Here is a 17,543-nt window from a genome sequence, read left to right as displayed (position 1 = left end):
AATCAAACTTTGAACTGATCTACAGACACACGTAACTCCTCTGCCAGTCTGGCCACTTCATGGCTTGATTCAGAGGTTTGTTCTGCACCTGATGCCGTTTCTTCTGCAATAGAAACAATCGACTCCAATAGCTTGCTGATCTCATGCGACACCTGATTTTGCTCTTTAGCTGCGTCAGAGATTTGTGTACTCATATCATGCGCCAAATGCACCGCGTGGGTGATAGAATCCAGCGCCTTGGTTGCCACCTCAGTTTTTGCCACACAGTTTTCAGCTTGTTTTTTACCTTTATTCATGGCTTCTACTGCTGCCTGGGCACCGCTTTGCAGCACCTGGATCATCGCCTGAATTTCCTGCGTAGATGCCTGGGTCTTGCTGGCCAGCGAACGAACTTCATCGGCTACAACTGCGAAACCACGGCCTTGCTCACCGGCACGGGCTGCTTCAATAGCCGCGTTTAACGCCAGCAGGTTGGTTTGCTCGGCAATACCACGTATTACATCCAAAATACTGCCGATAGAGGCGCTGTCTTTGTGTAATTTATTGATAACAACCGATGCCTGTTCAACCTCGTGTGATAGCTGAAGAATAATGGATTTATTTTCCAGAGAAATGCCTTTAACACGCTCTGCTTCATTGTCAGCATTTTTAATTTCTGCAACCGCATCGTTAGAGCTTTGTAGTACGCCCTGCGCTGTGCTGCTCATCTCTGTGGTAGCTGTTGCTGCCTGGGTAACCTGAGATTTCTGTTCACGTATAGCTTGGGTTGTCTGTACCGTAATTGCTGAAGTTTGTTCAGACGCGGCTGCCAGTTGCGTAGAACGGGAGATAATGCCCTGGATCAGTTGTTGCAGGTTAGCAATAACCTTGTTGCAGTTACGGGCCAGCTCACCAAACTCATCTTTGGCGCTGTCATCCAGTTTTTGTGTCATATCACCGGAGGCCACTACGCCTAAGATCTGATTTACCTTAGCCAGAGGAATAGAAATACTGCGCACAGTTACCGTTGCAATAACAACGGAAACAATAATTGAGATCAGCACTACGATAAAAATCAGTGTAATAGCGTTAGATACACCCGAAGCTGAGTCTTGCTGAATTGTTTCTGCTGCTTTGCTGGCCTGGTTCAACAAGCCGGCAAGGCTGGCCATAGCACTGGCGGTTTGTTGTTCCGCAGAGGCCAGCAGCGCGGTTGCATCTGCAGTGCTTTGCAGCCGCCGGGTTTTTAACTCTACAATACTGTTATTGCCAGCCAGCAGAGTGTTAATTTCAGCGAATTTTTCTGCCAAATCATCAACCAGGCTTACCTGGCCTGCTGTTTCTGTTTTGATTATTGCAAATTGATCATTCAGTTCTTTCAACCGGAAAGCAATTTCGTTGCTGATGGTATTAGCAGTGCTGTCTGATGTCGTACGGTTTAAATCTACGACGTTACTGATTAAAGTGTTTATACCTGTTTCAATAGCGGTCGCTGCCTGATATGAGCGCGGAAAGCGGCGCTGTACATCACGCGTGTCTGTAAAATCCAGAATTAATGACGCTGTATCATCGGCTTGGGTTTCAAGATCTGCAAGTTTGCTTTCAATGTTGTCACGTAAGGCTAAATTATTTTCCAACTGCTGGAATAATTGCGTGGTCACGGGGGTAAAGTTGCTATAGGCTTCATTTACGGTTTCTGCCGCTCTTTTCAGCGTTGCTTCATTTTGTACTGCAGTACTCAGATTTTTTGCTGCCTGGGCATAACGTTGTTGTTCTTCAGAAAACAGTGTTCGTAACGAAGATACTTCCTGCAAAGAATTAGCATAGAATGCTTGCAGGCTTTGTTTGCTCATTACCACAAAACCACTTTGCATTAATGCGCTCTGTTCCAGAGCGGGTATAGAAACCTGGTTTACTTCTGCAGTTGATGCGCTGATATTGTTCAAACTTACATAAGATGTTGTACCTATGATTAACAGGAGCAGCGAAATGATGCCAAACCCACCAATCACCCGTAATGCTACGGTTAACTTCATAATAACTCCCATTTTTTGTTTTTTTATGCAGCCTGATTCAGGCAGCAAAGCTTAACAATTTCGGACAACGCCATTAAATATACAGGTTCCGTGTGATCCCTGCCACACTATAACGTTGTTGCGTATCAATACAATATGCAGTTAACGCATTACCCCAGACACAACCGGTATCCAGTGCATGAATATTTGCTATCGGACTATAACCATTTAATGCAGCCCAGTGACCAAAGAACAGTTCAGGATGTGTTTTTGTGCGCCAGAATTCATACCAGGGTACCAGTTGAGTTTGATTCCTTGGGTGGCCTTTCTCTTTTAGCTCAAGCGAACCATCCTGACGGCAAAACCGCATCCGGGTGCAGCTGTTAATCGTGAAACGCCAGCGCTGTTCGTCAGAGGTTGCCTCGCTATAGCGTTCGGGTTTGTTACCATACATACTGCTTAATAGCGTTACCGGGTCGCGTTGCAGTAATTGTTGCACAGTTGTCGTTGCAACAATAGCATCGTCCAGTTGCCATTCCGGCGCCAGGCCAGCATGAACCATCATAAAGCGCCGATCAGCACTGAAATGCAGCAAGGGTTGCTGACATAGCCACTGTACCAGTTCTTCCCGCTGCGGGCTGTCGAGCAGTGGCTGCAATTTATCCTGTTGCTTAACAGTGCTCAGGCCATAATGACAGGCAATAAAGTGCAGATCGTGGTTGCCAAGTACTGTAACGGCCTTGTCACCTAATCCTTTAACAAAAGTAAGGCATTCCAGTGACTGCGGGCCTCTGGCGATCAGATCGCCACAAAACCAGAGCTGATCTTGCTGCGGGTTATAATTGATATGTTCAAGCAGGCGTTGCAAAGCATCGTAGCAGCCTTGTAAATCACCGATAACGTAGGTAGCCATTAGTTAAGAATGTTTGGCATAGCCAGACGAAACAGCGGAATAGCGGCATGAAAGCGCTCTTGCTGTGTGGTGATCATTTCATAGTGGCCTTGCATAGTGCCAACCGGAGTTTCCAGTACCGCGCCGCTGGTATAACGATAACTGCCGCCGGGCGCCAGATGAGGCTGCTCACCGATGACGCCTTCACCCTCAACTTCGGTTTGTTTACCGTTGGCATCGGTAATTAACCAGTAACGTCTTAACAGTTGTATTGGCTCGCTGCTGTGATTGCGAATGGTAATGGTATAAGCAAACACATAACGCTCAGCGGCTGGATCTGACTGCGCAGCAATATAGTAGGTTTCAACTTCTACCGGGACGTTAAAATGTGATGTCATACTGCTGATTCCTGCTGTTGCAGCCATTGGGCTACACGCACAAAGTCGGCCACGGCAAGTTGTTCCGGACGCTGGCCGGGATTAAGCCCCAACTGCTCTAATTGCTCTGCGCTGGCAAAATTACTAAAGCAATTTCGAATTGTTTTACGTCGCTGGTTAAATGCTTCCAGACAAACCCGGTTTAACACTTCTGCAGGCACTGCTGCGCGCTCAGCTACTGCTCGGGGCAGTAAACGTACAACGGCAGAATCAACTTTCGGGGCCGGTTTAAATGCGCCCGGGCCTACTTCTACTACCGGCATGGCTTCACAATAGTATTGTGTCATGACGCTTAAACGGCCAAATGCTTTACTACCGTGAATAGCAGTCATACGCTGCACAACTTCTTTTTGCAACATAAAATGCATGTTTTCAATCAAGTCTGCATACTGAAACAGGTGAAATAACAACGGTGTAGAAATGTTATAGGGTAAGTTGCCAAAAATTTTCAGTTTTTTACCTTCGGCTACCAGGGCGGTGAAATCAAATTTCATAGCATCGGCCTGGTGTACGGTCAGCTTAGCAGCCAGTGTTGGGTGTTGCACCAAACGCTCAGCCAGATCTCTGTCTAATTCGATAACGGTCAAATGGCCTGCAGCTTCGGCAACGGGTTCTGTCAGGGCACCCAGGCCCGGGCCAATTTCAACCAACAGATCGTTGGGTTTCGGCGCAATGGCTTTAACAATACGGCCTATTACCTGGGGGTCGTGCAGGAAGTTCTGGCCAAAGCGTTTACGGGCGCGATGGCCTAAATGTACATTATCAGTCATGTAGAGTCGTCATTTTAGTGGCCAGTGTAATAGCCTGATTAACTGCGTGAAATAAACTGCCTGCATCGGCTTTGCCGGTGCCGGCTAAATCCAGGGCGGTACCATGATCAACCGACGTTCGGATTAATGGCAAGCCAAGGCTGATATTAACAGAACGGCCAAAGCCCATATGCTTGAGTACCGGTAAACCCTGATCATGGTACATGGCCAGCACTGCATCGGCATGATCCAGATATTTGCTCTGGAACAATGTATCTGCCGGTAACGGCCCTATCAGCTGCATGCCCTGGGCTCGCAGTTCATTCAGGGTGGGGATAATAATATCCAGCTCTTCTCTGCCAAGGTGGCCATCTTCCCCGGCGTGGGGATTAAGGCCACATACGTAAATCCTGGGGGCAGCGATAGCAAATTTTTGCTGCAAATCCTGATGCAGTATCGTCAGCACTTTCAGTAAACGTTCTCTGGTAATGGCTTTTGCCACATAAGCTAACGGAATATGTGTGGTGGCCAGAGCAACGCGCAGGCCTTCTGTTGCCAGCATCATGACCACATAAGGGGTATTGGATTGCAACGCAAAGAATTCAGTATGGCCGCTAAAAGGAATACCAGCCTGATTAATAATGCCTTTGTGCACCGGGCCGGTCACAATAGCGGCAAATTCACTGCTGATGCATTTTTCGCCGGCGAATGTCAGTGTATCAACCACATAACGGCCATTGGCCACATTAAGCTTGCCTGCGATAACCGGCTCTGCCAGGGCAAAGTCTGCTACCGTCAGTGTGCCTGCCTGTTGTGGTTGGGGTGCGGCTAAGGCATCGTAGGGGATAATGTTCAGCGCCAGCCCAAGTTGGGCGGCGCGTTCAGTTAACAATGCGGCATTGGCACAGACAACCAGTTCTACCGGCCACGCCTGCTGGGCAAGGGTAATAACTAAATCTGGCCCTATGCCGGCCGGTTCACCCGGTGTAATGCCAATTCGCAGTGTCATCAGCCTTCTGACCTTACTTCAATATGAGCATCAGCACGCAGTTCACGTAAAAAGTTAGCAGACTCTTCGTTATAACGGCGGTTGAAAATCATCCGGTATACCTGCTGACGTTTTTTATCTGCAGTGGCGTCTACCGTACGTTTTTCCAGTACCTGGGCAATATGCCAGCCGTGTTCGGTTCTGAATGGCTCGCTAATTTCATTAACCTGCAGCCGGTTTAACGTATCGCGAAATGCAGGAACAAACACATCCGGTTCGCTCCAGCCCAAATCGCCGCCGTTTAGTTTAGAACCAGGATCTTCAGAATGTTGTTTGGCCAATTCAGCAAAGTCGGCTTCGCCAGCACGCAATTTAGCAGCAAACTCAGTTAGCATAGTGCGGGCACGATCTTCGCTCAGGATAATGGAAGGTTTAATCAGTATATGCCGTGATTTTACTTCGTTAATTTCGGCGACATTCTCACCGCGTATGTCAAAGATAGTCAGAATATGGAAGCCTGCACCAGAGCGCAGCGGGCCAACAATATCTGTTTTTTTGCGGCCACGGATAGCTTCTGAGAACAAAGTGGGCATTTCATTAATATTCATCCAGCCTAAGTCACCGCCTTCAAGAGCATTGGCTCCTGATGAGGATGCAATAGCGATACGTTTGAAATCACTGCCGCTGCGCAGCAGTTCCATCACTTTGTCTGCCCGATCTTTAGCATCGTTAATATCGTCTGAAGTGGCCTGGCTGGGAATAGAGATCAGGATATGACCTAAATTGTATTGCTCGTTGCTGGCGCCTTGCTCTTCCATCAGTTTAAGCAGGCTGTCTACTTCCTGTGGGCTGATATAAACCCGGCGCTGTACGTTGGCCCTGACCACTTCACCGGTAATCATTTCTTCACGCAAACGCTCACGAAAACGCTCGTAGTTACCTTCTTCTGCTATAACTTGCTGGCGAAAAGCATCAAGCGACAGATTTTCGCTTTGCGCTATGTTTCTGATGGTGTCATCCAGTTGGGCATCGCTTATCTGCAAACCCATACGCTGCGCCATTTGCAGCTGTAAACTTGTCATAATTAAACGCTCTGATGCCTGGGTACGTAACGCGGCATCAGATGGTAAGGTTTGGCCCTGATTGGCAGCATTACGTTTTACCCTTTCAACGATATCGGTAATGTCACTTTCCAGCACTACGCTGTTATCAACAATAACAGCTACCCGGTCTATTTCACGCTCAGCAGCAATGCTGCTGCAGCTGAAGCCGCATAATAAGGCGGCACAGATAAGTTGTGATAGCTTCATAAATTCCTACATCAATTAGTTAATAAGTATGGCTTGCGGTAGCTGAAAATACCGTTGGACAGCATGTCGGTTACACCAAAACCGGCACTGTCACCAAAGCCTTTAAGGACAAACTGTAATCCAATGCTGCTATCCAGCCCGCTGGCGGCATCAAAGGCATCAACCGGCAGTTCAAGATCAGTCAGTATCTGACGTCTGGCTACCAGGCGCACAGCCCAGCAGCATGATTCGTATTGCACACCAAAGCTGGCGTCTATCATACGATGATTTGTTACATCCCGATAGTAAGTGCCCACCAGTTGCCAGCTGTCGCTTACCGGCATAGTACCCAAGACGCCCATTTGCTGGATTTCCTGACCTGAGACTGCCCGGCTGTATCTATGGTTCAACTGAAACAGGCTTTTACCGCTGCCACGGTAGTCCAGTGATGCATTGCTTTTGATTAACTGCTCGCTGTCTATATCGTACTGCACGGCAGTGCTGAAATACCACTTACTGAACCAGTGCCAAATCATCTCAGCAGCCAGCATAGATTCTGCTGAAGTCAGATCGTCAACAATGTCTGTTTTGTCTGGTTGTGGTTTGGGATCTGACAGAAAGAAAATTTGCCCGAGGCTGAAACGAAACAACTCGTTATCAATATTATCGTAGAAACGGGTAGTCCAGCCGACCGTCAGCTGGTTTGCTTCGTTGATCCGGTCCAGGCCTGAATAGCGGTTCTCCCGGAACAGGCCGTAGTAATCGTCCTGCAGGCGGGTGGTGTCGTACAAACCAATATTACTCTGGTCGCGGTAGGGGATATATAGGTATTGGATCTGTGGCTCAAATGTATGCAGCGCAGGTTCACCAAACCAGTCGTATTCGCGCTCAAAATTGATGCGGGAATGTAAGCGTACTTTAGGTATGGTACGGGTAACCGAGCTGCTGATGTAATCGATGCTATTGTCATCAAAGTCTTGCTGATAATAGGTATACATCAGGCTGGCTTGTGCAGTAAGTTCGAGTGCCGGTGTAATAAACGGAATTTCAATACCGGGCTCAATATGTAAACGGTCAGCGTTGGTAATTTGCGCTGTACTGTTTTCAAAATGGGCGTATTGCGCCTGCCAGTTAAAATTAACATTTGGCAGCAGGCTGTATGGTTTGGCTGAACTCAGACTAAGCTCGGGTAAGGTGCTGTAAGCATTGTTATAGTTACCTAACACTTCAAAACCCTGTACTTTCAGGTGTGAGTGTACCTGAGTACCGTAATAACTTAACGCAGCCTGACGCAGCAACTGGGTATCACTCTGATTGCTGTAATCTGATCCTAACTCGGTTAAATAGGCATCATCGCTAACGTCGGTAAAGTCGATATAACCTCTGATCTCAGAGGTAAAGTCGCTTAAATGGCTGATGTGTCCCAGATAGCGGCTGCCAAAATCGGATGGTTTGTCATCATCAGAATGCAAATACTCCAGCTGCAAGTTGCCGCGGTGTTGCTCTGTCAGGTAGCGAAACTCTGATTTAAGCTGAGCGCCGCGCTTACTCATATAACGCGGCGTCAGCGTCATATCATAGTTTTCTGCCAGATTGAGGTAATAAGGTTGTTCAAGATCCAGGCCTAAACGTTGCGAGTTACTGATTTTTGGCAATAACAGACCACTGCGCCGGTTCTCATTAACCGGAAATGTCAGGTAAGGCAGATAAAATACCGGAATGTCTTTAATTTTAAATACTGCATTGCGGGCTTCGCCCCAGCCTTCACCTTCTTCAATACGAATTTCGCTGGCATGCAGTGCCCAGCTGTTATCGTCAACCGGGCAGGTAGTGAATAATGCACTGTCTAATGTCAGCAGTTGTTCTGTCGCGGTAAGCTCTGCTGCATAGCCGCGGCCTGCCTGAGCTAAAAACCGGTAGTTGGCTTCATTAAGGCTGGCTTTATCATTAATAAGATCGGCACTGAATTCTGAACCACTAACCTGAATGGCGCTGTTAAAGTATTCGATACCGCCATCAGCCAGCACAGTTTGCTGGCTGCTGCTGAAGTGAGCTTTGGGGGCAATTAACAGCGTATCACGATAGCTTATTTCAACATTACCAGTAAATTCAGCTGTTTGATTACCCGATAAATTAACATTCTCTGAACTGATACGGATTGCCGGATCCTTTGCATTCAGCTGATTAAAGGCGGCAGGAGGCTGAACTGGTGCATAACACATAGCCGCTGGCGAAGTCTGAGCATGGCTGTCAAAGCAGGCTACACCAACCGGAACGAAAAAAAATACCGCTAAACCATGCTTCATGCAGCTACTCTTGCCTTACGTAAAGGTTAACATTATCAGGTGTACAAAGGACTTGCTATGATAAATCAATTTTAGAAATCCTGCTAATCCGATATAGTGCGAGCAGTCGATAATCTCGTTGTGACAAAAGGGTTTGATTGTGTGGGGTAAAATTCTCGGGGCCTTGTTTGGTTTGGCTTTACTGAAACTGCCAGGCCTGTTGATAGGCATACTTATCGGCCATTGGTTTGATCGGGCTTTTAAGCAACAGTTTGAGAAAAATGGCGGTTTTACCGGCCTGTTTAACGATAATCTTGATGAACAGGCGTTATTCCGCTATACCACTTTTGCGACCATGGGCCATGTTGCCAAAGCCACCGGAGTGGTTACCTCGGCTCATATCAGCCAGGCTACGCAGTTTATGAATCAGCTTGGTTTAACGGCGGCCCAGCAAAAAGAAGCTCAGGCGGCATTTCGTGACGGTAAGGCCGTAAGTTTTCCACTGCAGGCTCAGTTAAACAGTTTTTATCAGGCCTACCGGCGCCGCCGCGACGTATTACAGCTGTTTGTTGAAATTCAGATCAATACCGCTTGTGTTAACGGCCAGATGACTGCAGAGCAATATGCGTTGTTGCAACAGGTTGCCGGCCATTTAAATTTCAGCAGTGTGCAGTTGGATGCATTGATTATGGCATTTCAGGCGCAGAGCCGATTTGCCGGGCGTAATCAACCTGCTAACAGCACAAGACACAGCCTGGCAGATGCTTACAAAGTGCTTGATGTAGAAGAGTCTGCCAGTGATACTGTATTAAAGAAAGCTTACCGTAAGTTAATGGCGCAGCATCACCCGGATAAGCTGATGGCGCAAGGTGTGCCGGCAGATATGCTGGAAGTGGCAAAACGCAGAACCCAGGACATCCAGGCGGCTTACGAACTGATCAAACAACACCGGAACCGTAGTAAATTATAAGCCGACTGAGGTAAGCCAGCCGTATATTTCCTGCAATACCCATTCTTGCTCATCGTAATGATAGCCGGAACCGACAATCTGGCGTTGGCGATAAATGGCTTTAAGCTGTTTTTTCGCCAGTTGCTGGCGTAGTTTCAACTGACTGCTGACATATTGATTATCATATTGGTGATTAATGTCCAGAGTCGGGATCTGATGGGATGCCATAGCTTTGGCCAGCTGCCGGTTGAGTTCCTGATCCGGCAGGTATGCGCCCAGCATAATAAAAGCTGCCGGCTCTTGCAGTTGTTTGCCGGCATATAAGCGGTTGAGCACAGCAGCGCTGCTGCCCTGTGCAATAACTATACTAACCCCTGATTGTTGCTCTGCGGTACGTTGTGCGGCTTCCATTCGGGCTTGCAAGCTTAGTTGATACTGCTGCAGAGTTTCTTCGCTAAGTGGATGCTCGGGGGAGGAAGGAGGCATAATGGCCAGTGTATGCCAGCCATAATCATTTAGTTGTTGGCGCAAATGGTCAATATGTTTCGGGCTTGCCGCATGTTGAGACCAGTCAGGAACCAAGATGGCCGTGCCTTTGGTAAAGCTGGTCATATTCTCACGTTGCAGTAGTAAAAACGCACTGCCATTTACAGTTTGTTCGGTCTGCTCATACGCCGGTAACTGCCGGTTTAAATCTGCGGTTAAGGCTTGCTCGGGTGTTAAGCTATTGGCATAGCTGCCAGCTGCCATGCCAAGTATTGCAATCAATAGTCCAACAAGTAGGTAACGCATAAGCTGGTCTTATTTACAGCGAATAATCGTTTATCGGCTGGCCGGGATAAGTCTTTAACGGGTTTGCTTGTGTTATTAATGGTTTTTTTCCTGGGCAAGTACCTGTGTCTGCACCTGTATATATTTAGCGAAGGTATAAAGAATTTGCGATTTATAGTCGAACTTTATATAGGTTGCGTGTTGTTCTAATACTTGCACAGAGGCTGCAGTGGGCAGAATAAAACAGAATTTCGTGGCCTTAAATTCTACCAGTGCCCGGGCCATTTCCTGTAGTTGCTCATTCTCTGCCAGGCGGGCAGTTTCTGTCTCTGAATTGCAGACGTGCGAATTTTCCATCAGGCTAACAATAACAGGTGCCTGCTCTGCAGATGTAGTAAAACAACAGAACACACTGGCACAGCACCACAAACGAAGTGGTCGATAATAATTTGACATAACAGACTCCGGAGCTGAAAAGCTACATTTCCTTCCCTGTTGCAGTTTTCAGACAAGCAAGACAGACTGGCTGTCATATCACTGTGGCATTACCAGCGCACGGCGACATGCTAGCACAGCTTTTTTACAAGGTGCAGCCTGTTTTTTTACGAAGCGGACGACAAAATAAAAAAGCCGCTGATTTACAGCGGCTTTTTTTCTGAAAAACTTAAATTAACGCAGCACAGGCTCTTTAATTGTTGCTGTTACTTTAGCTTCAATACGCTGGTTAGCGGCGTGAGCTGCAGAAGTATTACCTTCAACGCGTGGGCGTGTTACACCGTAACCTACAGAGCTGATACGTGAAGGAGCAATGTTAAACTTGTTCTTCAGGATATCTGCAACAGAGTTAGCACGGCGCTCAGATAAACGCATGTTGTAAGCCGGGTTACCGATGTTAGATGCGTGACCTTCAATCATTACCGTTGACTCAGGGAAACGTTGCATAAATGCACCCAGGCCTTCTACGTCAGAAATTTTGTTTGCCGGAATAGCGGCAGAATCGAATGCGAAGCGAACTTCGATATCAACGTCGCCAACAGCGGCCATTTTCTCTTCAAAAATAGTACAACCGGTTGCATCTACTTTATGGTTCGCAGGGGTGTTTGCACACTTATCCATGCTGTCTGGCACGCCATCACCATCAGAGTCTACCGGTGCAGCTTGAACCGGAGCAACTGGCGCAGGTGCTGGTGTTGGTGCAGCTTTGGCAGCTGGAGAACCAAAAGCGTAGGTCATACCCAGTTTGATACCGGCATCGCCGTACGATTCGTCAATACCCTGATAGCGGTTAGCTTCAGCATATAACGCGAAATTCTGGTTAAAGAAGTGTTTGTAACCCACACCCACATTAAATGCTGTGGTATTTTGGGCGGCATCGAAACGTTTTAAACCACCAACCAGATAAACAGAAGATAACTGTGGCAGGTGATACATTACATCTAAACCATAGCGGTTGCCGTTAACATCTGAACCATCCAGTTTTGATTGCATTTCCATGCGGGCATATTCTGCACGGATGGCCCATTGTTCAGTCAGGTAATAACCTAACTCAACGCCGTAACCCCAATCTTTCTCCATATAATTCCAATCTGGAGATTCAGTTTTCTTCGTATCCGGCATGTAGTATTCGCCGAACAAAGAACCAAATACGCGCTCTTTCAGATCAGCTGCAGTTACAGTATCTGCATTTGCTGCAAAGCTGAATAATGGTAGAGCTGTTGCTACAGCCAGAAAAGTTTTATTAAGTTTCATCCATATCTCCTTAGACTACACTGACACTTTTAACAATTAAATTATTTGATTTTTTGTAGAATTAATATCTATTAACTAAAAATCTTATTTGTATTTGCATATGATATACCACTTATCTGAACCGTGGGTTAATAAATGCAGTAATATCTTATTAAAAAGGACTTTTAGTAATAAAATGTAATCGTTGGCCCGTTGTAGGGTGCGTTAATATTAGTTTTTCGGCATGTAATTGCAATCTGCCCTTTGCATCACCATAAAATTTGTCGCCAAGAATGGGGTGTTGCAGCCATTGCATGTGTACCCTCAACTGATGCGAGCGGCCGGTTACCGGCGTTAATTTTAGCCGGCTGCAGTGTTCTTCCCGTTGTAACACCTGATAATGCGTCAGTGATGGCTTACCATATTCAAAGCAGACTTTTTGCTTTGGCCGGTTTGGCCAGTCGCAGATCAATGGCAGATTTATACTGCCGCTGTCTGCTTCAACCCGTCCGCTAACCCGTGCAATATAATATTTCTCAGTTTCACGTTGCTGAAACTGCCGGTTAAGTTCGCGCTGGCTGTTGGCTGTCAGCGCCATAACGACAATGCCAGACGTTGCCATATCTAACCGGTGTACTATACGTATGCCGGGCCAGACTAACCGTGCACGATACTCCAGGCTGTCTTTGTGTTCCGGTGCTTTACCCGGCACAGTCAGCAGGCCACCGGGCTTGTTAAATACCACCAGCGCCTCATCCTGATACAGGATATCCAGATAAGGCGACGTTGGTGGCTTGTATTCCAGCAACATAATCAGTCGTGGCTGACAACAATAAGGCGGATAGCATCAAGTTTCAGCCGCGCTTTACTGATGTATCCGGCTAGCTGTTGTTGCTGTGCTGTCAGTGCATCAAGTTCATCCTGCCGCACCGACGGGTTGTATTTACGCAGAGCGCTGAGGCGTTGCTGTTGTTCATTCAGTGCCTGTTCTGCACGTTGTTGTGCGGCTTGCATAATGTCGGCTAACTGTTGTTCTGCCATAGCAGAAGCATTGGCAATTAACGGATGAATTAAGTTTTGTAGCGCACCTGCCAGCTTGCTGCCGGTTTGGCGGCCAACAGGTTTTAACTGCTTATTTAATTGCTCAAAGCTGACTTTGGCTGACAGATTGTTGGCGTTTTTATCCAGCAATAAACGTAATGGTGTTGCCGGTAAATAGCGGTTTAGCTGCAATGCGGCAGGGGCACTGGCTTCAACAATAAAGATAAACTCCAGCAAATAGCTACCAACCGGCAGAGCTTTATTCACCAGTATTGCCACTGAGCTGCTGCCATGTGCTTCGGTAGTCAGAATATCCAGCGTACCGCGTACCATAGGGTGATCCCAGCTTAGTAACTGGATATCTTCTTCAGCCAGTGCTGTTGCGCGGTCAAAGGTAACGGTAATGCCGTCATCATTTAACATCGGGTAGCTGGCGCAGTGCATATGCTCGGACTGGGTAAGAATAATACTGGTGTCGCTGCGATCTTCCTGGTTAATACCCAGCATGTCCCAGGCTTTAAACATCAGCATGGGCAGGGCGGTGTCGTTATCCTGTGCCTCCAGCTCTGCCACCAGTGTTTTGGCTGCAGCGCCACCACCGGAGTTTATTTCCAGCAGTTGATCCCGGCCTTGTTCCAGCTGTTGTTTTAACTGTTGGTTAAACTGGCTGGTTTGAGCAATAAGTTGTTGCAGGGCATTATCGTTGGCATCTTGTGCTGCCAGCAGCGGCTGTAGCTGTGATGCAAACTGTTCAAACACTGTGCGGCCGGTTTGGCAGGTGTGCTCCAGCGCATTTAGCCCCTGCTGATACCAATCGAGCAGTACCTGCTGAGCCTGGCCGGTAAAATACGGCAGGTGGATCTGAATATCTCTCCGCTGGCCGATACGGTCCAGACGGCCAATGCGCTGTTCCAGCAAGTCCGGGTTGAGTGGCAAATCAAATAACACCAGATGATGAGCAAACTGGAAGTTGCGGCCTTCGCTGCCAATTTCTGAACACAGTAGTAACTGGGCGCTGTATTCTTCCTGAGCAAAGTAGGCTGCTGCTTTGTCTCGCTCGAGTATGCTCATGCCCTCATGAAATACTGCAGCGCGGATACCTTCACGCACCCGTACGGCTTCTTCCAGTGCAATAGCGGTTTGTGGCCGGGCACAAATCAGTAAAAATTTATCATGTTTATGTTGTTTCAGTAGTTGCAGCAGTTGCTCTACTCTGGGATCAAACTGCCACCAGTTGCTTTGCGCATCGAACTGCTGAAATACCTGCTCCGGAAACAGGTTTGCATTAATGCGCTCGGCTTCTGTCAATGCCGGGTTCAGGCTGAAATGCACTTTCAGCGCATTTTGATATTGCTCTGGCAGGCTAAGCGGGTAAAGCCGGGCCTGGCGCTTGGGGAAACCTTTGACGCTGGCACGGCTGTTACGGAATAAAATACGGCCGGTACCGTGGCGGTCCAGCAATTGAGCCAGTAATTGCTGCCGTGCTATGGTTTGTTGCTCTGTATCGCTGTCAGTCGCGGTTAGTAACGCCAGTTGAGCCGTTATATCGCTTTCATTCAGCACCTGCTGCAGTGCCTGAGCTTCAGCCTGAGTCAGGCTGCGCTGCGCTAACAGTGGTTTGGCGACGACGGCTATATGCTGATAGCTTTGCTCTTCCTGTAAAAACGCGCTGTAGCTGTGAAAACGTGCCGGGTCGAGTAATTTTAGCCGGGCAAAATGACTTTCATGCCCCAGCTGATCCGGGGTGGCGGTAAGCAAAATTAAGCCTGCGGTATTGGCTGCCAGTTCGCTGACACGCTGATACTCTTCACTTGGTGCCTGTTCATGCCATTGCAGGTGGTGAGCTTCGTCCACCACTAATAAATCCCATTGGCTTTGTGTGGCTAACTGATGCCAGCGCGGCTGGTTTTTCAGAAATGCCAGGCTGCATAGCACCAGTTGTTCAGTATCAAACGGATTAGGGTTGTCCAGCAGTGACTGCTCGCAGCGCTCCTGATCAAATACTGCAAAGTGCAGATTAAAGCGGCGCAGCATTTCAACCAGCCACTGATGCTGCAACGAGTCGGGTACTACTATCATGACCCGGCTGGCTAAACCACTGATAATTTGCTGATGAATAATAAAACCGGCTTCAATGGTTTTACCCAGGCCTACTTCGTCGGCCAGCAGTACCCGTGGTGCATGGCGCTGAGCTACTTCATTGGCAATGTGCAACTGATGTGCAATTAAGCTGACCCGCGGGCCGGATAAACCGCGTAGCGGGTTCTTTTGTTGCAAATGCAGCTGTTGCCAGGCCTGATAACGCAGGGTAAACCAGTCGAAACGGTCAATCTGGCCGGCGAACAGGCGGTCTTGCGGCTGGTTAAAGCTGATAAAGTGATCCAAAAAGGTTTCACGCAGCTCGGTGTAGCTGCCATCATCCAGCCTGCTGCCGCAATATATCAGAATGTCATGCTGAGTTTTGATAGCACTGATGTGCAGTTTAAATCCGTCTGCGCTGGCTGCTTCGTCGCCGATATTAAATTGTACCCGGGTTAATGGCGCTTCGGCCTGGGCGTAAAGCCGGGTTTCTCCGCTGGCAGGGAACAGCAATGTGACATTGCGGCCTTCCAGCGCAACTATGGTGCCTAAACCTAAATCGGATTCTGTATCACTAATCCAGCGTTGTCCCAGAGCAAACTTCATCTTGTACCCTATCAGCTAAAACGGGGGCGCTATGGTACTAGGAATCATGTCTTACTGCATCTGTATTTGCATTAAATAGTGCAGAGTATATTGTCATCTGCTTGACATACCGCAACGGCACATTATGAGTAGTTGAAGTTACGTTAAATTTTGACATAAGCTGAGGCAAAGTTTATCAGTTGCACTATGCTTGTTTTATGACACCGGTAAAGACCTGTGTCAGGCGAAGAGGAGCCCCGTATGGCGCGAAGAAAAAGTAAAGATAAGAAAATCTACGTTTTAGACACCAATATCCTGCTACACGAACCTTTTGCCTTCCTTAACTTCCAAGAACATGATGTTGTAATACCGATGACAGTACTGGAAGAGCTTGATCATATAAAAGATCGCAACAAAGATGTCAGCCGTGATGCCAGGGTTGCCATTCGGGCACTGGAGGATGTACTAAAAGATGCATCACCTGATCAGATGCTGCAAGGTGTGGCTATGCCGCGCCAGGGCGAACAAAAGCAGGGTGGTCATCTGTTTATTATTAATGATCATCATATTACTGATGAAATTCCCGGTTTGCCCGGCGGCGAGAATGACCACTTAATCATTAATACGGCACTTTACCTGCAGCGGGAAAAAAGCCCGACTAAGGTTATTCTGGTTACTAAAGACATTAATATGCGGCTTAAAGCCAAAGGTGCAGGTTTAAAACTGGTAGAGGATTATCGTACCGACCAGCTGATTGATGATGTGCGTTTTTTATATAAAGGTTATTACAAATTTCCCGGCGATTTCTGGAGCCTGGTAGGCGAGTGCCGCACCGAGAATGAAGGCCGTGAAACCTATCATTATGTTAGCCGCAGTGTGTTACCTAATGCTTATCTTAATGAATATCTGATTGATGAGGTTGAGGGCTTTGCTGGTAAAGTGGTGGCAATAACGGATAAAGAAATCCGCATTCTCGATTTTGGCTATGAACGTTTAATGCACCGCCATGCCTGGGGTATTCATCCGAAAAATATCTATCAGGCTATGGCAATGCAGGCACTGCTGGATCCGCAAATGGATTTAGTGATCCTGACCGGCCCGGCAGGCTGTGGTAAAACCTTAATTGCCCTGGCTGCAGCACTGGAGCTGGTAATAGAAAAAGGTATGTATGACAAAGTTATTGTAACGCGCAATACGCCGGAAATTGCCGAGTCTATCGGGTTTTTACCCGGCACAGAGGAAGAAAAAATGGCGCCCTGGCTGGCCGCTATTACAGATTCGCTGGAAGTGTTGCACAAAACCGACGAACATCCGCACGCCAGCGTTAATTACATTATGGAAAAGGCCAATATTCAGTTTAAGTCAGTTAACTTTATGCGTGGGCGCAGTATTCAAAATGCGATAGTTATTTTGGATGAGTGTCAGAATTTAAGCGCTGCGCAGTTAAAAACCATTATTACCCGTTGTGGTGAGGGAACCAAACTGATTTGCTCCGGTAATTTGTCGCAGATTGACAGTAATTATTTAACGGCAGTAACGTCCGGTTTAACCTACATAGTTGAGCGATTTAAAAACTTTGAGGGCAGTACCACTATTAACTTAAATGGTGTGGTGCGTAGCCGTCTGGCATCTTTCGCGGAAGCTAATTTGTAAGCCGGGTATCTTGTTTATAAAAAGCCTGGTTGACTAATGATATAGTTCAACTAGGCTTTTTTTGTTCTTAATTACCCGAAGGCCCATCCGGATATGCAAAGGA

14 protein-coding genes are annotated in these 17,543 nt (G+C 47.5%); 2 read left to right on the top strand and 12 right to left on the bottom strand.

Going from position 1 to position 17,543, the window contains the following annotated elements; all coding sequences use genetic code 11:
• Positions 1-2 precede the first annotated feature (2 nt).
• The 7 genes from J3B89_RS13815 to lptD all read right to left on the bottom strand — a co-directional run bounded on the left by J3B89_RS13815 (position 3) and on the right by lptD (position 8,655).
• Complete coding sequence (locus J3B89_RS13815; protein WP_215398199.1) at positions 3-2,015, bottom strand: methyl-accepting chemotaxis protein; 2,013 nt, start codon at positions 2,013-2,015, stop codon at positions 3-5.
• 73 nt (positions 2,016-2,088) lie between these two features.
• Positions 2,089-2,907, bottom strand: coding sequence for a symmetrical bis(5'-nucleosyl)-tetraphosphatase (locus J3B89_RS13810; RefSeq protein WP_215398198.1), 819 nt, complete (start codon positions 2,905-2,907; stop codon positions 2,089-2,091).
• Positions 2,907-3,284 carry a Co2+/Mg2+ efflux protein ApaG gene (apaG, locus tag J3B89_RS13805; protein ID WP_215398197.1) on the bottom strand — a complete coding sequence of 126 codons (378 nt, stop codon included), beginning with the start codon at positions 3,282-3,284 and terminating at the stop codon, positions 2,907-2,909. The genes J3B89_RS13810 and apaG overlap by 1 nt, the downstream gene beginning before the upstream one ends.
• Positions 3,281-4,093: a 16S rRNA (adenine(1518)-N(6)/adenine(1519)-N(6))-dimethyltransferase RsmA gene (gene rsmA, locus J3B89_RS13800; RefSeq protein ID WP_215398196.1), complete on the bottom strand. Its 813-nt coding sequence runs from the start codon at positions 4,091-4,093 to the stop codon at positions 3,281-3,283. The genes apaG and rsmA overlap by 4 nt, the downstream gene beginning before the upstream one ends.
• Positions 4,086-5,081 (bottom strand): 4-hydroxythreonine-4-phosphate dehydrogenase PdxA, encoded by a 996-nt coding sequence (gene pdxA, locus J3B89_RS13795; protein ID WP_215398195.1) that lies wholly within the window; start codon positions 5,079-5,081, stop codon positions 4,086-4,088. Before pdxA ends, rsmA begins: the two co-directional genes overlap by 8 nt.
• Positions 5,081-6,370 carry a peptidylprolyl isomerase SurA gene (gene surA, locus J3B89_RS13790; RefSeq protein WP_215398194.1) on the bottom strand — a complete coding sequence of 430 codons (1,290 nt, stop codon included), beginning with the start codon at positions 6,368-6,370 and terminating at the stop codon, positions 5,081-5,083. Before surA ends, pdxA begins: the two co-directional genes overlap by 1 nt.
• An 11-nt stretch (positions 6,371-6,381) precedes the next feature.
• On the bottom strand, positions 6,382-8,655 hold the full coding sequence (gene lptD, locus J3B89_RS13785) for an LPS assembly protein LptD (RefSeq protein WP_215398193.1): 2,274 nt from the start codon (positions 8,653-8,655) through the stop codon (positions 6,382-6,384).
• Positions 8,656-8,794: 139 nt separating this feature from the next.
• Here lptD and djlA point away from each other — a divergent pair, with 139 nt between their 5' ends.
• Positions 8,795-9,604 carry a co-chaperone DjlA gene (gene djlA / locus J3B89_RS13780; protein ID WP_215398192.1) on the top strand — a complete coding sequence of 270 codons (810 nt, stop codon included), beginning with the start codon at positions 8,795-8,797 and terminating at the stop codon, positions 9,602-9,604.
• Here djlA and J3B89_RS13775 read toward each other — a convergent pair.
• The 5 genes from J3B89_RS13775 to rapA form a co-directional block, all read right to left on the bottom strand.
• Positions 9,599-10,375 (bottom strand): DUF3530 family protein, encoded by a 777-nt coding sequence (locus J3B89_RS13775; protein WP_215398191.1) that lies wholly within the window; start codon positions 10,373-10,375, stop codon positions 9,599-9,601. The two genes, djlA and J3B89_RS13775, sit on opposite strands and share 6 nt — an antisense overlap.
• Before the next feature lie 75 nt (positions 10,376-10,450).
• Positions 10,451-10,810 carry a hypothetical protein gene (locus J3B89_RS13770; protein WP_215398190.1) on the bottom strand — a complete coding sequence of 120 codons (360 nt, stop codon included), beginning with the start codon at positions 10,808-10,810 and terminating at the stop codon, positions 10,451-10,453.
• Between the two features lie 213 nt (positions 10,811-11,023).
• Positions 11,024-12,103, bottom strand: coding sequence for an OmpA family protein (locus tag J3B89_RS13765; RefSeq protein WP_215398189.1), 1,080 nt, complete (start codon positions 12,101-12,103; stop codon positions 11,024-11,026).
• Positions 12,104-12,254: 151 nt separating this feature from the next.
• Positions 12,255-12,893: a pseudouridine synthase gene (locus J3B89_RS13760; protein WP_251372434.1), complete on the bottom strand. Its 639-nt coding sequence runs from the start codon at positions 12,891-12,893 to the stop codon at positions 12,255-12,257.
• A 2-nt stretch (positions 12,894-12,895) separates the two neighbouring features.
• Positions 12,896-15,808 (bottom strand): RNA polymerase-associated protein RapA, encoded by a 2,913-nt coding sequence (gene rapA, locus J3B89_RS13755; protein ID WP_215398188.1) that lies wholly within the window; start codon positions 15,806-15,808, stop codon positions 12,896-12,898.
• 240 nt (positions 15,809-16,048) lie between these two features.
• Between rapA and J3B89_RS13750 the strand changes: the two genes are divergently transcribed.
• Positions 16,049-17,440, top strand: a complete 1,392-nt coding sequence (locus tag J3B89_RS13750; RefSeq protein WP_215398187.1) for a PhoH family protein — start codon at positions 16,049-16,051, stop codon at positions 17,438-17,440.
• Positions 17,441-17,543: the final 103 nt, after the last annotated feature.

Origin of the sequence: Rheinheimera oceanensis (assembly GCF_018831085.1) — a bacterium.
GTDB lineage: Bacteria > Pseudomonadota > Gammaproteobacteria > Enterobacterales > Alteromonadaceae > Alishewanella > Alishewanella oceanensis.
This window is presented reverse-complemented; position numbering and strand designations above follow the sequence as displayed.

Bases quoted from the DNA above. Each gene is read 5' to 3' on its own strand.
- J3B89_RS13815 (WP_215398199.1), bottom strand. From the start codon at position 2,015: ATGAAGTTAACCGTAGCATTACGGGTGATTGGTGGGTTTGGCATCATT.
- J3B89_RS13810 (WP_215398198.1), bottom strand. From the start codon at position 2,907: ATGGCTACCTACGTTATCGGTGATTTACAAGGCTGCTACGATGCTTTG.
- apaG (WP_215398197.1), bottom strand. From the start codon at position 3,284: ATGACATCACATTTTAACGTCCCGGTAGAAGTTGAAACCTACTATATT.
- rsmA (WP_215398196.1), bottom strand. From the start codon at position 4,093: ATGACTGATAATGTACATTTAGGCCATCGCGCCCGTAAACGCTTTGGC.
- pdxA (WP_215398195.1), bottom strand. From the start codon at position 5,081: ATGACACTGCGAATTGGCATTACACCGGGTGAACCGGCCGGCATAGGG.
- surA (WP_215398194.1), bottom strand. From the start codon at position 6,370: ATGAAGCTATCACAACTTATCTGTGCCGCCTTATTATGCGGCTTCAGC.
- lptD (WP_215398193.1), bottom strand. From the start codon at position 8,655: ATGAAGCATGGTTTAGCGGTATTTTTTTTCGTTCCGGTTGGTGTAGCC.
- J3B89_RS13775 (WP_215398191.1), bottom strand. From the start codon at position 10,375: ATGCGTTACCTACTTGTTGGACTATTGATTGCAATACTTGGCATGGCA.
- J3B89_RS13770 (WP_215398190.1), bottom strand. From the start codon at position 10,810: ATGTCAAATTATTATCGACCACTTCGTTTGTGGTGCTGTGCCAGTGTG.
- J3B89_RS13765 (WP_215398189.1), bottom strand. From the start codon at position 12,103: ATGAAACTTAATAAAACTTTTCTGGCTGTAGCAACAGCTCTACCATTA.
- J3B89_RS13760 (WP_251372434.1), bottom strand. From the start codon at position 12,893: ATGTTGCTGGAATACAAGCCACCAACGTCGCCTTATCTGGATATCCTG.
- rapA (WP_215398188.1), bottom strand. From the start codon at position 15,808: ATGAAGTTTGCTCTGGGACAACGCTGGATTAGTGATACAGAATCCGAT.
- J3B89_RS13750 (WP_215398187.1), top strand. From the start codon at position 16,049: ATGGCGCGAAGAAAAAGTAAAGATAAGAAAATCTACGTTTTAGACACC.